At 68.4% G+C, this 13,435-nt stretch carries 18 protein-coding genes; 15 read left to right on the top strand and 3 right to left on the bottom strand.

The window, feature by feature from the left end; all coding sequences use genetic code 11:
- Positions 1–3: 3 nt before the first annotated feature.
- The 6 genes from ACWF7A_RS14120 (at position 4) to ACWF7A_RS14095 (ending at position 3,591) form a co-directional block, all read left to right on the top strand.
- Entirely contained in the window at positions 4–387 is a 384-nt protein-coding gene (locus tag ACWF7A_RS14120; protein WP_452250851.1) for a VOC family protein, read from the top strand.
- Positions 388–505: 118 nt separating this feature from the next.
- Positions 506–1,201 carry a chitinase gene (locus ACWF7A_RS14115; protein ID WP_452250850.1) on the top strand — a complete coding sequence of 232 codons (696 nt, stop codon included), beginning with the start codon at positions 506–508 and terminating at the stop codon, positions 1,199–1,201.
- A 122-nt stretch (positions 1,202–1,323) separates the two neighbouring features.
- Complete coding sequence (locus ACWF7A_RS14110; protein ID WP_452251149.1) at positions 1,324–2,391, top strand: glycoside hydrolase family 19 protein; 1,068 nt, start codon at positions 1,324–1,326, stop codon at positions 2,389–2,391.
- Positions 2,392–2,444: 53 nt separating this feature from the next.
- Positions 2,445–2,936, top strand: coding sequence for a DinB family protein (locus ACWF7A_RS14105; protein ID WP_452250849.1), 492 nt, complete (start codon positions 2,445–2,447; stop codon positions 2,934–2,936).
- 80 nt (positions 2,937–3,016) lie between these two features.
- Positions 3,017–3,274: a hypothetical protein gene (locus ACWF7A_RS14100; protein ID WP_452250848.1), complete on the top strand. Its 258-nt coding sequence runs from the start codon at positions 3,017–3,019 to the stop codon at positions 3,272–3,274.
- Between the two features lie 14 nt (positions 3,275–3,288).
- Positions 3,289–3,591, top strand: a complete 303-nt coding sequence (locus ACWF7A_RS14095) for a hypothetical protein (protein ID WP_452250847.1) — start codon at positions 3,289–3,291, stop codon at positions 3,589–3,591.
- Between the two features lie 4 nt (positions 3,592–3,595).
- On the opposite strand, the gene ACWF7A_RS14090 is transcribed toward ACWF7A_RS14095, so the two are convergent.
- Positions 3,596–3,841: a mycoredoxin gene (locus ACWF7A_RS14090; RefSeq protein ID WP_090069138.1), complete on the bottom strand. Its 246-nt coding sequence runs from the start codon at positions 3,839–3,841 to the stop codon at positions 3,596–3,598.
- A gap of 296 nt (positions 3,842–4,137) precedes the next feature.
- Here ACWF7A_RS14090 and ACWF7A_RS14085 point away from each other — a divergent pair, with 296 nt between their 5' ends.
- Together ACWF7A_RS14085 and ACWF7A_RS14080 are read left to right on the top strand one after the other, a co-directional pair.
- On the top strand, positions 4,138–4,761 hold the full coding sequence (locus ACWF7A_RS14085; protein ID WP_452250846.1) for a DUF4360 domain-containing protein: 624 nt from the start codon (positions 4,138–4,140) through the stop codon (positions 4,759–4,761).
- 62 nt (positions 4,762–4,823) lie between these two features.
- Positions 4,824–5,468 (top strand): DUF4360 domain-containing protein, encoded by a 645-nt coding sequence (locus tag ACWF7A_RS14080; RefSeq protein ID WP_452250845.1) that lies wholly within the window; start codon positions 4,824–4,826, stop codon positions 5,466–5,468.
- A gap of 79 nt (positions 5,469–5,547) precedes the next feature.
- On the opposite strand, the gene ilvA is transcribed toward ACWF7A_RS14080, so the two are convergent.
- Positions 5,548–6,783, bottom strand: coding sequence for a threonine ammonia-lyase IlvA (gene ilvA / locus ACWF7A_RS14075; protein ID WP_452250844.1), 1,236 nt, complete (start codon positions 6,781–6,783; stop codon positions 5,548–5,550).
- An 86-nt stretch (positions 6,784–6,869) separates the two neighbouring features.
- Between ilvA and ACWF7A_RS14070 the strand changes: the two genes are divergently transcribed.
- On the top strand, positions 6,870–7,706 hold the full coding sequence (locus ACWF7A_RS14070) for a lytic polysaccharide monooxygenase auxiliary activity family 9 protein (RefSeq protein WP_452250843.1): 837 nt from the start codon (positions 6,870–6,872) through the stop codon (positions 7,704–7,706).
- Between the two features lie 83 nt (positions 7,707–7,789).
- Positions 7,790–9,031, top strand: coding sequence for a ThuA domain-containing protein (locus ACWF7A_RS14065; RefSeq protein ID WP_452250842.1), 1,242 nt, complete (start codon positions 7,790–7,792; stop codon positions 9,029–9,031).
- On the opposite strand, the gene ACWF7A_RS14060 is transcribed toward ACWF7A_RS14065, so the two are convergent.
- Positions 9,018–9,419, bottom strand: a complete 402-nt coding sequence (locus ACWF7A_RS14060) for a hypothetical protein (protein ID WP_452250841.1) — start codon at positions 9,417–9,419, stop codon at positions 9,018–9,020. The genes ACWF7A_RS14065 and ACWF7A_RS14060 overlap by 14 nt on opposite strands.
- Before the next feature lie 144 nt (positions 9,420–9,563).
- On the opposite strand from ACWF7A_RS14060, the gene ACWF7A_RS14055 reads away from it, so the two are divergent.
- From ACWF7A_RS14055 to ACWF7A_RS14035, 5 genes are all read left to right on the top strand, one after another.
- On the top strand, positions 9,564–10,001 hold the full coding sequence (locus tag ACWF7A_RS14055; protein ID WP_452250840.1) for a helix-turn-helix domain-containing protein: 438 nt from the start codon (positions 9,564–9,566) through the stop codon (positions 9,999–10,001).
- 3 nt (positions 10,002–10,004) lie between these two features.
- On the top strand, positions 10,005–10,517 hold the full coding sequence (locus ACWF7A_RS14050) for a hypothetical protein (protein ID WP_452250839.1): 513 nt from the start codon (positions 10,005–10,007) through the stop codon (positions 10,515–10,517).
- Positions 10,518–11,627, top strand: coding sequence for an MAB_1171c family putative transporter (locus ACWF7A_RS14045; RefSeq protein ID WP_452250838.1), 1,110 nt, complete (start codon positions 10,518–10,520; stop codon positions 11,625–11,627).
- Between the two features lie 70 nt (positions 11,628–11,697).
- A complete protein-coding gene (locus tag ACWF7A_RS14040; protein ID WP_452250837.1) occupies positions 11,698–12,765 on the top strand; it encodes an ATP-dependent DNA ligase in 1,068 nt (355 codons plus the stop codon).
- Positions 12,762–13,361, top strand: coding sequence for a YigZ family protein (locus ACWF7A_RS14035; protein ID WP_452250836.1), 600 nt, complete (start codon positions 12,762–12,764; stop codon positions 13,359–13,361). The genes ACWF7A_RS14040 and ACWF7A_RS14035 overlap by 4 nt, the downstream gene beginning before the upstream one ends.
- Positions 13,362–13,435 lie beyond the last annotated feature (74 nt).

The raw sequence follows: 13,435 nt of genomic DNA, 5'->3' as shown, positions 1-13,435 counted from the left end.
AACATGCCCGTACAGCTCAACCACACCATCGTCCACGTCTCCGACCAGAACCACTCCGCGCGCTTCCTGACCGAGCTGCTCGGCCTGCCGGATCCCGTGCGCTACGGCCCGTTCCTCGTCGTCGAGGTCGCGAACGGCGTGTCCCTCGACTACATGACCGCGCAGGGCCCGATCACCGAGCAGCACTACGCGTTCCTGGTGTCCGAGGAGGAGTTCGACGAGATCTTCGGCCGCATCCAGGAGCGCGGCCTGGACTACTGGGCCGACCCGTTCCACTCCCAGCCCCAGCAGATCAACCGCAACGACGGCGGCCGGGGCGTCTACTGGAACGACCCGGACGGCCACGCGCTGGAGATCATCACCCGCCCCTACGGTTCCGGTTCCTGACGAACCGGTTCACGTATCTAAAAGGTATAGACCACCTCTTGTGCTCGGAGTGCCTTGCCTGCCACCGTGAGAGCGGTAACACGCAGTGGCCGCCCTGACACTCCGAGGAGTTGGTCCCATGTTCAGGACCCGCGCCGCCGCCCTGATCGTCGCGCTGATCGGCGTCTTCACGCTCGTTCAGCCGGCGACGGCAGCGCCGTTTCCGTTCACCCAGGCGCAGTTCAACCAGATGTTCCCGTCGCCGCCCCGCAACAGCTTCTACACCTACACCGGCCTGAAGAACGCGATGGCGACGTTCGGGACGTTCGCGAACTCGGGCGACAACACGGTGAAGGGACAGGAACTCGCGGCGTTCCTCGCCAACGTCTCGCACGAGACCGGCGCCCTCAGGTACATCGAGGAGATCAACAAGACCGGCGACTACTGCGACGAGCGCCAGCCCTACGGCTGCCCCGCCGGTGTCAAGCAGTACTACGGCCGCGGCCCGATCCAGCTCTCCTGGAACTTCAACTACAAGGCGGCGGGCGACGCCCTAGGCATCAACCTGCTGAACGACCCCGGACGCGTGGCCCGTGACGCGACCGTCGCGTGGCGCACCGGCCTCTGGTACTGGATGACGCAGAGCGGCCCCGGCACCATGACCCCGCACAACGCGATGGTCAACAAGCGCGGTTTCGGCCAGACCATCCGCAGCATCAACGGTTCCCTGGAGTGCGACGGGAAGAACCCCGGGACCGTGGAGAGCCGCGTCTCGAAGTACCGGCAGTTCACCTCGATCCTCGGCGTCGCGCCTGGAGCGAACCTGTACTGCTAGTCGTGAATAACCCAGACAGAGAAAAAGGTCTAGACCCTTGACTGGTCTGGACCATTGGTGCCAACCTCAGCGTTGTTCACATACCTGATCCTCCGGGCGCAAGACTCCAGGAGTGAGTGACCTTGCTGAGAAAAAGAATTCTGGCGTCTCTGGCGGCGGTGGCGATGGCGGCGACCGTGGCCGTCATCGCGCCGACCGCCTCATCACAGGCCGAAGTGTCCGCACAGGCCTGTTCGGGCAACAACTGGGTGGCCGGGCAGTGGTACACGGCCGGCACCACCGTCAAGTACACCGACGGCAAGTATTACACCGCCGAACACGACAACCCCGGCTACGACCCGGTCATCTCCACCTGGTACTGGGAGCCGCAGGACTGTGGTGGCGGCACCCCGGGCGGCGGCACCTGCGCCGGCGCCCCGAACTGGGCGGCGGGCACGTGGTACCCCGCCGGTTCGATCGTCAGGTACACCAACGGCCAGTACTACCGCGCCAAGAACGAGAACCCGGGCTACGACCCGATCATCTCCACCTGGTACTGGGAGCCGCACAACTGCGGCGGTGGCGGAGAACCGGGCACCGGCTTCCCCATCAGCGAGTCCCAGTTCAACAGCTTGTTCTCCGGTCGCAACAGTTTCTACACCTACCAGGGCTTCGTCGACGCGGCACGCACCATCCCGGCGTTCGGCACGTCCGGCAGCGACACGGTGAAGAAGCAGGAAGTCGCGGCGTTCCTCGCGAACACCGCGCACGAGACCGGCAACTTCGTCTACATCGAAGAGATCAACAAGAACAACGACCTCTGCGACGAGAGCCAGCCCTACGGCTGCCCGGCCGGCACCTACGCCTACTACGGCCGCGGTCCGATCCAGCTGTCGTGGAACTTCAACTACAAGGCCGCCGGTGACTACCTGAACCTGAACCTGTTGCAGAACCCGTACCAGGTGGCGCAGAACTCCACGACCGCGTGGCGGACGGCGATCTGGTACTGGATGACGCAGCGCGGTCCCGGCTCGATGACCGCGCACGACGCGATGGTCAACGGTGCCGGATTCGGCCAGACCATCCGCAGCATCAACGGTTCCCTGGAGTGCGACGGCCGCAACCCCGCGCAGGTCCAGAGCCGCGTCAACAACTACAACCGGGTCACCGGCACCATCGGCGTGACCCCCGGCGGCAACCTCTACTGCTAGTGGTTGTCCTGACTAGGACTTGAGCGGTCCTAGTTCGGCCATAGCTTCACTGCATGACCATGGAGCTCACCGATCTGCTGCACGAACTGAACGACCAGCGCAGGACCTTTCGTGTCACCGTGCGGGGTCTGACCCCGGCCGACGCGGTGAAGCGCACGACGGTCAGCGAGCTCACGCTGGGTGGGTTGCTCAAGCACCTCACCTGGTGTGAGCGCGGCTGGACGCACATCCTGACCGAGCAGCCCCTCCCCCCGCCCGGCATGCTGGACTTCGACCAGTACACCTGGACGGGAACGGACTTCGAGGAACTGCTCGCGTCGTACGACGAGGCGGTGCGCCGGACCGATGAGGCCCTGCGCGCCGCCTCGCTCGACAAGCTCGTCCCGCTGCCCTCCGCGCCCTGGGACGAGAATCCGCAGCCCATGTCGATCCGGCGGATCGCGCTGCACCTCATCCGGGAGACCGCACAGCACGCGGGCCACGCGGACATCATCCGCGAGATGCTCGACGGCCAGTCGACCACGGCATTCCTCTACGAGCCCTAGACCTTCGCGCCGAAGCGCCCGCGAGGTCGCATGCCTCCGCACACTCCGGACGGTCGTCCGGGCCGGGAGGGGAGGCCGCGGTGAGCGGTGTCAGGGTGCTGGTGGCGGGAGCGAGCATCGCGGGCGGCGACCGGCGGCGCTTCGACCTGGTGGTCGGGGCCGACGGGCTGCACTCGGCGTTGCACGGGACGGTCTTCGGGCCGCGGGAGCGCTACCTCCGCCACCGCGGGCTCGTGCCGGCCTTCAGCAGCGTGCCCAACGAGTTCGGGCTGGACCGCTGGTTCCTCGAGTACCAGGAGAAGGAGTCCAGACGCTCCGCCGCGGGCGGGCCGGGCTGATCGGCGACGCCGCGTTGCGCCCGTCGCCGATGTCCGGCCAGGGCACGGGACTCGCCCCGGTCGGCGCCTACCTGCCGGCAGGTGGACTGGCCGCCGCCGGCTGGGACCCCGCTGACGGGTTCGCGGGTCACGAGACGCGCTTGCGCTCGTTCGTCGAGGCCGACCAGAAGATCGGCCGCGCGCACGCGGAGAGCAGCCTGCCGGGCGCCGTGCACGCCCCGGAGCCCGGCATGGACGCGTTGACGGCGCTGGTGGACCGCGCGCTCAACGGCGTCGAACTGCCCGGCTGCGCCGGGGTGCCGGACTCCGGGGCCTGAGCACTCAGGCCGCGAGCTGCTCCTTGACCTGCGCCAGCGACGGGTTGGTGAGCGCGGCCCCGTTCGGGAAGTGGACGGTGGGCACCGTGCGGTTGCCGCCGTTCACCTCCATCACGAAGTCGGCCGCGCCCGGCGTCTCCTCGATGTTGATCTCGACGTACTCGATGCCTTCGCGGTCGAGCGAGCTCTTCAGGATGCGGCAGTAGCCGCACCACGAGGTCGAGTAGACGGTCAGCTGGTCGGGAGCCATCAGGGCGCACTCCTCGTCGGGGTTGGACTGTGTCGCCAGTATCAACACCCGGCGAGGGGCGCTTCTTCCCAGGGTGCCGCCGGGATCGTCAGGCAATCGTCAGGTCAATTCCCCTAACGGTGAGTCAGCATAGTTCGCGCACGTCCGAAAATTTCGGCCGTGCAATTAGTCGCGCATTCACGCGAACACCCCCAACGAATTCAGTCACCCATTCGGCGGCCCATCACCACACAGAGTTTCCGATATCGTCTGAATTCCGCCGCCGCTACCCGCAGTCATGAACAGAAAGGCTGGCCATGCTGAAAAAGGTGGCGGCTGCTGCCCTCGCGCTGTCCGCGGTCCTGACCGCGCCGGCCGCCCACGCAGCACCCGACGTTCCCGACTTCGTGACGATCGACGTCGTCACCGTGAACGGTTCCGGCTGTCCCGCCGGCACCGCGGCCGTCGCGGCCGCGGACGACCGCACGGCGTTCACGGTCACGTACAGCCAGTACCTCGCGCAGGCCGGACAGGGCTCCGGCCCCACCGACTTCCGCAAGAACTGCCAGCTCAACATCAGAGTGAGCTACCCGCAGGGCTTCACGTTCGGCATCGCCCAGGCCGACTACCGCGGGTTCGCGAACCTGCAGCAGGGCGCGACCGGCACCGAGAAGGGGAACTACTACTTCCAGGGCATGTCGCAGGGCGCGAGCCGCAGCCACACGTTCGCCGGCCCGAAGAGCGACAACTGGCAGGCGACCGACCGCGCGACGGTCGCGGAAATCATCTACGCGCCCTGCGGAGAAGTCCGGCACCTGAACATCAACACAGAACTGCGCGTGAACGCGGGAACAGCGTCGAAGGCGAACAGCTTCATGACGATGGATTCCACGGACAGCAGCGTGAGCACGAAGTACCAGTTCTCCTGGAAGCGCTGCTGACCCAGGCACCGACCGCCGCCGCCCGTTCATTTCGTTGAACAACCCCGACGGAAAGGTGCCCGATGCTCAACACACTGGCTGCGGCCGTGTTCGCGATGTCGACGATCGTCATCCCGCCCGGCGGCGCCCCCGGCGACACTCCCCCGCCCGACCACATCACCATCGACGTCGTGACCATCAACGGCTCTGGCTGCCGGGCGGGAACGGCCGCCGTGGCCGTCAGCCCGGACAACAAGGCGTTCACCGTCACGTACAGCGAGTTCATGGCGCAGGTAGGCCCGCAGGCCCTGCCCACCGACTTCCGCAAGAACTGCCAGCTGAACCTGCGCGTCAACGTGCCGTCCGGCTTCACCTACGGCATCTCGTCGACCGACTACCGCGGCTTCGCGCACCTCGAACGCGGCGCCACGGCCCTGGAGAAGGCGAACTACTACTTCCAGGGCATGTCGCAGACGGAGTACAAGCAGCACAACTACAAGGGCCCGTTCAGCGACGACTGGCAGGCGACGGACACGACCGACGTGGCCGCCATCGTCTACCACCCGTGTGGTGAGAAGCGGAACTTCAACATCAACACGGAGCTGCGGGTCATGGCCGGCACGTCCGACAAGAAGCTCACGAGCTTCATCGCGATGGACTCGACGGACGGGTCCATCGAGACGACCTACCACTTCGCGTGGAAGGTGTGCCCGCCCCCGAGGCCGTAGTTCCCGCTAGGTGCCGGGCATTCCGCGAACGGGGTGCCCGGCACGCCCCCGCGGACTCGCCCCGGCCCGCTGACACCGCCTAGATCAGGAAGCGGTACGCCGTCGACCCCGGCTCCACGTGCTGGATCTTCAGCGGAGACTCCTTCATCCGCCCCCACAGCAGGTCGTAGTCCTCACGCCGCCCCAGCTCGATGCACACCAGCGCGGCCCCGGTCTCCCGGTTGTCCCGCTTCATGTACTCGAACTGCACGATGTCGTCGTCCTTGCCCAGCACGTCGTCGAGGAACCGCCGCAGCGCACCGGGCTCCTGCGGGAACTCCACCAGGAACCAGTGCTTCAGGCCGCGGTGGATCATCGACCGCTCGACGATCTCGGCGTAGCGCGACACGTCGTTGTTGCCGCCGGACAGCAGGCAGACGACGGTGGAGTCGGGCGCGACGGAGATCTCCTCCAGCAGCGCCGCGGACGCGAGTGCTCCCGCGGGCTCCGCGATGATGCCGTCGATCTGGTACAGCTCCAGCATCTCCGTGCAGACCGCGCCCTCGGAGACGGTCAGGAGCTCGGCGCCGCTGTCGCGCACCATCGGGAACGTCACGTCGCCGGCGCGGCGGACCGCTGCTCCGTCGACGAACGAGTCCACCTCGGGCAGCGTCACGGGGCCGCCCGCCTGGATGGCGGCGATCATCGAAGCGGCACCTGCCGGCTCGACGCCGATGATCCGGGTGCGCGGGAAGCGTTCCTTGAACCACGTGCCGACGCCGGAGAGCAGGCCTCCGCCGCCGATCGGGACCACGACCACGTCGGGGGCGCCGCCGAGCTGCTGGACGATCTCCAGGCCCACGGTGCCCTGGCCCGCGACGGTGCGCGGGTCGTCGAACGCCGGAACCAGGGTCGCGCCCGTCGACGCGGCGTACTCCTTGGCCAGCGCGGCCGCGTCGTCGTAGGTGTCGCCGTCGACGACCAGCTGCACCATGCCCTGGCCCAGGGCGTGGATGCGGTCGCGCTTCTGGCGCGGGGTGGTCCGCGGAACGTGCACGCGGCCCTCGATGCCCAGGCGGCGGCAGGCGTAGGCCATGCCCTGGCCGTGGTTGCCGGCCGACGCGCAGACCGCGCCGCCGAACGCGAACTCGGTCTGGCAGAGCAGGTTGAACGCTCCGCGCAGCTTGTAGGAGCGGCCGACCTGGAGGTCCTCGCGCTTGAACCACACGCGGGCGCCGGTCCGCTCGGACAGCCGCTGGTTCACCTCGAGCGGCGTGGTGCGGGCGACTCCACCGAGCCGGGCTGCGGCCGCGGACACCTCATCAGCGAAGGACATGTCAATACATCTTCCGTGAACGACTTGGGTCTGGCACGCGTACCCCTAGAAGGAAGGGGGCGGTGCCCGTGTTTCGCCTTGTGGGCGTGCTATCGCTGCTCATGTTGCTCTCCGCGGTCCCCGCGCACGCCCATGGCGCGCCCACCGACCCCGCGAGCAGGGCTTTCCTGTGTTCACCTGGTCAGCCCACAGCATCATCCTCGCCGTGCCGCAGCGCCATCGCGGCGGGGTTGCCGTCCAAGGAGTGGGACAACATCCGGCTCCCGAACGTGCGCGGGCAGGACGTCGCGAAGGTCCCGGACGGCCGGTTGTGCAGCGCGGGCCTGGCGAAGTACGCCGGACTGGACGCGCCGAGCGCCGAGTGGCCCGCGACGAAGCTCAAGAGCACCGGATTCATCTACAAGGCGACGATCCCGCACCAGGGTTCGTTCCGCTTCTACGTCACGCGCGACGGCTACACGCCGAACCAGCCGCTGCGGTGGGCGGACCTCGACCAGTTCCTCACCGTGCCCTCTCCCCCGCTCGTCAACGGCTCCTACGAGTTCAAGGTGCAGCTGCCCGAGGACCGCACCGGCCGTCACCTGATCTACACGGTCTGGCAGAACACGGACACGCCCGACACCTACTACTCGTGCACGGACGTGGAGATCGCGGCAGCGGTCAAGCCGCCGGTGGTCCAGCAGGCACCCGCCGCGCCACCGGTGAAGGCCGCGCCTCCCACCACCTCGGCGAGCCGGTCCTCGGCGCCGTCGACGAAGCCGTCCGCGCCGGGGTCGAGCGTCCCCCGGCCCGTTCCCGTTGCGTCGAGTGCCGAACAACCTCCTTCGGACACAACGAGGTTCGGCATGGCGGCCGTGGTCGCCGCACTGGGCGGGCTCGCCGTGCTCGGCGGGTTCATGTTGTGGCGCAAAAGAATTCTGTGAACGTCCCGGTCCCCAACAGGTCTAGACCTTCTCTACGATGATCTTCGGGCGCGCAACCCCTGCTACACGAAGGTGTGTACCCGATGGCACGAAAACTGTTGGCGTTACTGGCAATGCTCGCCGCCACACTCGTCCCGGTTTCTCTCTCGGCATCGAACACGGCACAAGCGGCACCGTTCAAGGTGCTGGCGTTCTACAACGGCACCTGGGACGCGGCGCACATCGCCTTCGTCAAAGAGGCGAACCCGTGGCTCACCCGCGCGGGCCAGGAGAACGGCTTCACCTACGAGTCGACCACCGACTGGAACCGGCTCAACACCCTCACCCCGGCCCAGGCACAGGTCGTGGTCTTCCTCGACGACGCGCCCACCGGGTCCGCGGCACGCGCCGGCTTCCAGCGCTACGTCGAGGCGGGCGGCGGGTTCTTCGGCTTCCACGTCAGCGCGTTCACCCAGAACGCGAACGAGTGGTCGTGGTACCACAACACGTTCCTGGCCAAGGGAAACTTCGTCAGCAACACGTGGGGCCCGACCACGGCGGTGCTGAAGGTGGAGACTCGCGGCCACCCGTCGACGCTGCGGCTGCCGGAGAGGTTCACCTCGGCCGTCAGCGAGTGGTACAGCTGGGACCGCGACCTGCGCCAGAACCCGAACATCCAGGTCCTGGCGAGCGTCGACCCGTCGAGCTTCCCGCTCGGCACCGACCCGAACCAGCAGTGGCGCAGCGGCTACTACCCGATCATGTGGACGAACAAGAACTACAAGATGATCTACGCGAACTTCGGCCACAACGCCATGGACTACGCGGCGAACAAGCCGCTGTCGTCCACGTTCGCGAGCCAGACGCAGAACAACTTCCTCATCGACAGCCTGCTGTGGCTGGGCGGTGGCGGCACCCCGCCGCCACAGGGTGAGTGGAAGACGGTCGTCAACCGCGGCAACGGCAAGTGCGTCGACGCCGCCGCCGCGGGCCTGAGCAACGGCACCGTCATCCAGCAGTACTCGTGCAACGGCACCACGGCGCAGAACTTCCGCGCGGTGGCGACGACCGACGGCTACTCCCGCGTCGAGTACCGCAACGACCCCGCCAAGGTGCTGGACGTGAGCAACGTGTCCAGCGCCGACAACGCCGGCATCCACCTGTGGGACTTCGGCGGCGGCACCAACCAGCAGTGGCGGGTCACGACCGGTTCGGACGGCTACTCGACGCTGACCGCACGCCACTCCGGCAAGTGCCTCAGCGCTCCGGCCAGTGCGAACGACGGCGTGCAGCTCGTCCAGGCGACCTGCAACGGCTCCGCCGCGCAGAGCTTCAAGATCGGTTAGGTGAGGACCGCGGGCGGTTCCGGTCGTCGAGGCGGCCGGAACCGCTCACGACCACCCGCTCGCCGGGAACCGGGCTGTCCACGTGCGGAGCCCCGAGGAACCCGTACATGTCGTTGAGCTGGTGCAGCGCCTGCACCGCGTCCCGCCACACCGGGCAGGGCCACGCGCGATGCCGCCCGTACCAGGCACGACACGACCTGCACCGATGCCGCTCGTTCGGCTCGTGCATCCGCAGCAGCCCTCGCCACCAGGGCAGGGCGTCACGAAGCCGCTCGCGCAGCGCGAAGACCTCGTGGGGCGCCTCGGTCTGGGCGAGCTGGTCCATGGTCTTGTAGACGACGTCGATCACCGAGCGGTGAAACGACCCCTGTCGTTCAGCAAGCGCCATCTCCCAGATCCTCCGAAGTTGAGACAGGGACGGGCGGAGTCTATGTTGGGCGTTGGAGGGCTTTCAACTGGCGAAAATCCACTCACTCGGATGGCTCTTTCCGTGGGTGGAGACTTTCACGGCGCGCGACCTGGGGAGGCGGCGATGGCGGGGCACCGTTCCCTTGCCGACAGGCTCAACCACCTCTTCGCCCGGTACACGTCCCGCACCGGCCAGGAGTTCAGCAACGAACAGGTGGCCGCGGCCATCGCCGACACCGGCGTGACCATCTCCCAGAGCTACATCTGGCAGCTGCGCAAGGCCAAGAAGGACAACCCGACGTTCAAGCACCTGCAGGCACTGGCAGGCTTCTTCGGTGTGCCCGTGAGCTACTTCTTCGACGACGAGGTCACCGACCGCGTCGACGAGCAGCTGAAGTCGTTGCAGGACGAGCAGTCGCGCCTGCACGAGATCGCCTCGGGCAGCGACGCGCAGCTCATGGCGATGCGCGCGGGGGAGCTGTCACCGGACCGCCGCCGCCTGGTCATGGAGCTGCTCGACGTCGTCTACCGGCAGGAACAGGCCGAACGCGGCGAGGGGTGACCCGTGGCCGAACGAGAGTTGCGCAGGCGGTGCCGCCGTCTGCTGAACGAGCTGGACATCCAGCCCCCGCTCGACGTCTCCGAGCTCTGCCGCCGCGTCGGTGACCAGCGCGGCAGGCCGATCCGGCTGATCGCGCACCCGATCCCGGTGCCCGGCCCGTACGGGGTGTGGATCGCGACCGCCAAGGCCGACTACATCCTGTACCAGCAGGAGACGTCGAAGGCGCACCAGAACCACATCATCCTGCACGAGCTCGGCCACCTGCTGGCCGGTCACACGAGCGACGAGCAGGACGACGACCTGCTCACGGGCCTCTACCCCGACCTGGAACCGGACGCGGTGCGGCGGGCGCTGCGGCGCACGTCCTACGACTCGGAGCACGAGCGCGAGGCCGAGACGGTCGCGACGATCATCCTGGAGTGGGCGTCGGTGCTGGACGCGGTGGCGCCCCGCGCGTCGGAGGGGCCCGCGCGCCGCATGTCGTCCTCGCTCGCGGACCGCCTGGGGTGGTTGTAGGTGGAGTACCTGAAGGAGACGCAGGGCATCGTCGCGTTCTCCGCACTCGCCGTGGTGCTGTACCTGCTGGTGCGCCGTCCTCGCGACCCGCGCCTGCGGTCGGTGACGGCGCTGGTGGCGGGCTGGGCGGTCGGCTACCCGTTCGGGCGGGCGGCGTCGGGCGGGCGGTGGTTGCTCGGGCTCGACCCGATGGTCTGCCAGCTGATCCAGCACTCGATGCTGCAGATCGGCGTGTACGGCCTGATCTGCTTCTTCATCTTCTCCGCGCTGGACGACCTCCGCGCGCAGCGCCAGGCGTTGCTCCAGCTCGTGCCCTTGGCCCTGTGCATCAGCGCCATGACGTGGGCGGTGCTCTCGATCCCGGACGACCTCCGCGTGGCGGCGGCGCGCGTGCCGAACTCGCTCGGCGGAGGCCCGACCGGGGTCCTCGCGATCACGGTGTTCTACGCGCTGGGCAACGGCTACCTGCTCTACGGCTTCGCGACGATGTTCGTGTGGGCCCGGCGCTACGCGCGCGGCGCCGAACCCCGGTTGCGGCGCGGCCTGCTGATCACCTCGACCGGGCTCGCGCTGCTGGTGCCGGCCGACGCGATCTTCGTGTCCTCCAACGTCTCCCGCTACTTCGGTGAACCGCTCCCCCGCTGGCTGCTGACCACCGCCGTGTGGTTCCTGCTGCCGGGCGTGCTGCTCTGCGTGGTCGGCGTGATCTACCCGATCGCGGCGATGCGGTTCGCCGCGACCCGCCTGTGGTTGCGGCACCTGCGCGCGTACCACCGACTCGCTCCACTGTGGATGTTGCTGCACCAGTCGTTCCCCGAGGACGCCCTGCACCGCGTGCCGTCGCGCCGTGACGCGTTCTCGCTTCGGGGTGTCCACCGGCGCTACTACCGGCGCGTGATCGAGTGCCGGGACGGGCTGGTGCGGATCAGCCCGTACGTCGCCGAGACGCCCGAAGAGCTGCCGCTGGCCGAACGGCTGCGGGCGGGGCTCGAGACCCGCCGGTCCGGGGTGGTAACGCTGCGGCGGCCGATCGCGCTGGCCGTGCCGGACGAGGACGGGATGGACGCGGACGTGCGGGAGCTCGAAAAGCTCGCGGTGTCCCTGCGCTGAGCCAGGCCGCGCCGGGGCTCAGACGTGACTTCATCGGACGGATCGCCCCGGCACGGCCTATGGTCCCTTCGTGGACCTGCCCGTGATGCCGCCGGTGAAGCCGATGCTCGCGAAGTCCGTCCCGTCGCTGCCACGCGGGGACGGGCTCGCGTACGAGCCCAAGTGGGACGGCTTCCGCTGCATCGTGTTCCGCGACGGCGACGAGGTCGAGCTGGGCTCGCGCAACGACAAGCCGCTGACCCGGTACTTCCCCGAGGTCGTCGAGCTGCTGAAGCAGGCGCTGCCGCCGCGGTGCGTGGTGGACGGCGAGATCGTGCTGGTCACGCCGGACGGACTGAGCTTCGACACGCTCCAGCTGCGACTGCACCCGGCGGCGTCGCGCGTCCGCAAGCTCTCGGTCGAGACCCCGGCGAGCTTCGTCGCGTTCGACCTGCTGGCGCTGGGCGACGAGGACGTGACCGGGCTGTCGCTGGCGCAGCGGCGGTCGCGGCTCGAGAAGGCGGTCACCGAGGTGCCCGGGATCTACCTGACACCGTCCACGGCGGACCCGGACGTGGCGCAGGACTGGTTCACGCGGTTCGAGGGCGCGGGGTTCGACGGCGTGATGGTGAAGGCCCTGGACGGCGTCTACGAGCCGGACAAGCGCGTGATGTTCAAGGTGAAGCACGAGCGGACGGCCGACTGCGTGGTCGCGGGCTACCGGCTGCACAAGGACGGCGAGAGCGTCGGCTCGCTGGTGCTCGGGCTCTACCAGGACGGCGAGCTGCACAACGTCGGTGTCGCGAGCAGCTTCACGGCGGCGCGGCGGCGGGAGCTGGTCGAGGAGCTCGCACCGTTGCTCGGTCCCGCTGAGCACCCGTGGAGTGCGTGGGCGACGTACGAGGGTCCTGGCATGAACAGCCGATGGAACCCCGGGAAGCAGCTTCAGGTCGTGCTGCTCGAACCGAGTCGCGTGGCTGAGGTGCGATACGAGCACGTCCAGGGTGGACGGTTCCGGCACACGGCGCGGCTGGTGCGGTTCCGCGAGGACAAGACGCCCGCGGAGTGCACGTACGAGCAGCTGGAAGAGGTGGCGCCGGCCGAGCTGGACGCCCTGTTCGGTGAGGCCGAACAACGCAGGCGGACAATCGAGCCGTGAAGGTGATCAGGCGGGACGGCACGCACGAGATCGAGATCCAGCGGTCGAGGTTCCTGTGCCACGTCGCTCGCGTCACCACCGACGCCGAGGCTTCGGAGTTCTTCGCGCGTGTCCGCAAGGAGCACTGGCAGGCCTCGCACAACTGCACGGCGTTCCGGACCGCGGACACCCAGCGCTCGTCCGACGACGGCGAACCCGCCGGCACGGCCGGCGTGCCGATGCTGGAGGTGCTGACGCGCCGGGACCTGGTCGACACCGCCGTCGTCGTGACCCGCTACTACGGCGGGATCAAGCTGGGCGCCGGTGGCCTGGTCCGGGCGTACGGACGGTCCGTGTCGGAGGCCATCGACGCGTTGGGCACTCTCACCCGTGAACGGCACGAGAGCGTGCTTCTGGCCGTGGACCACGATCAGGCGGGAAAGCTGGAGAACGCGTTGCGCGCGGCCGGGCACCACGTCGCGGACACCGACTACGGTCATGACGTCACCTTCACCGTTCTCACGAAGGACCCGGAGGCGTTCGAGGTCTGGCTCGCCGCTCAGACCGGCGGTTCCGTGACCGCGATCAGGGGCGAGCCCGTGGACCTCGACGGCTAGGCGCTGTCCTGCAAGTTCGTTCGGTGACAGGCGCGGGCGAGAGACCGGAGGCGGTGCCGCCGCGACGCCCTCAT

The sequence above is a fragment of the Lentzea sp. NPDC055074 genome (genome assembly GCF_053608005.1).
This window is presented reverse-complemented; position numbering and strand designations above follow the sequence as displayed.

What these genes read in the sequence shown, in the direction of transcription:
- ACWF7A_RS14120 (WP_452250851.1), top strand. Translation starts at nt 4, where the DNA reads ATGCCCGTACAGCTCAACCACACCATCGTCCACGTCTCCGACCAGAAC.
- ACWF7A_RS14115 (WP_452250850.1), top strand. Translation starts at nt 506, where the DNA reads ATGTTCAGGACCCGCGCCGCCGCCCTGATCGTCGCGCTGATCGGCGTC.
- ACWF7A_RS14105 (WP_452250849.1), top strand. Translation starts at nt 2,445, where the DNA reads ATGACCATGGAGCTCACCGATCTGCTGCACGAACTGAACGACCAGCGC.
- ACWF7A_RS14090 (WP_090069138.1), bottom strand. Translation starts at nt 3,841, where the DNA reads ATGGCTCCCGACCAGCTGACCGTCTACTCGACCTCGTGGTGCGGCTAC.
- ACWF7A_RS14085 (WP_452250846.1), top strand. Translation starts at nt 4,138, where the DNA reads ATGCTGAAAAAGGTGGCGGCTGCTGCCCTCGCGCTGTCCGCGGTCCTG.
- ACWF7A_RS14080 (WP_452250845.1), top strand. Translation starts at nt 4,824, where the DNA reads ATGCTCAACACACTGGCTGCGGCCGTGTTCGCGATGTCGACGATCGTC.
- ilvA (WP_452250844.1), bottom strand. Translation starts at nt 6,783, where the DNA reads ATGTCCTTCGCTGATGAGGTGTCCGCGGCCGCAGCCCGGCTCGGTGGA.
- ACWF7A_RS14065 (WP_452250842.1), top strand. Translation starts at nt 7,790, where the DNA reads ATGGCACGAAAACTGTTGGCGTTACTGGCAATGCTCGCCGCCACACTC.
- ACWF7A_RS14060 (WP_452250841.1), bottom strand. Translation starts at nt 9,419, where the DNA reads ATGGCGCTTGCTGAACGACAGGGGTCGTTTCACCGCTCGGTGATCGAC.
- ACWF7A_RS14055 (WP_452250840.1), top strand. Translation starts at nt 9,564, where the DNA reads ATGGCGGGGCACCGTTCCCTTGCCGACAGGCTCAACCACCTCTTCGCC.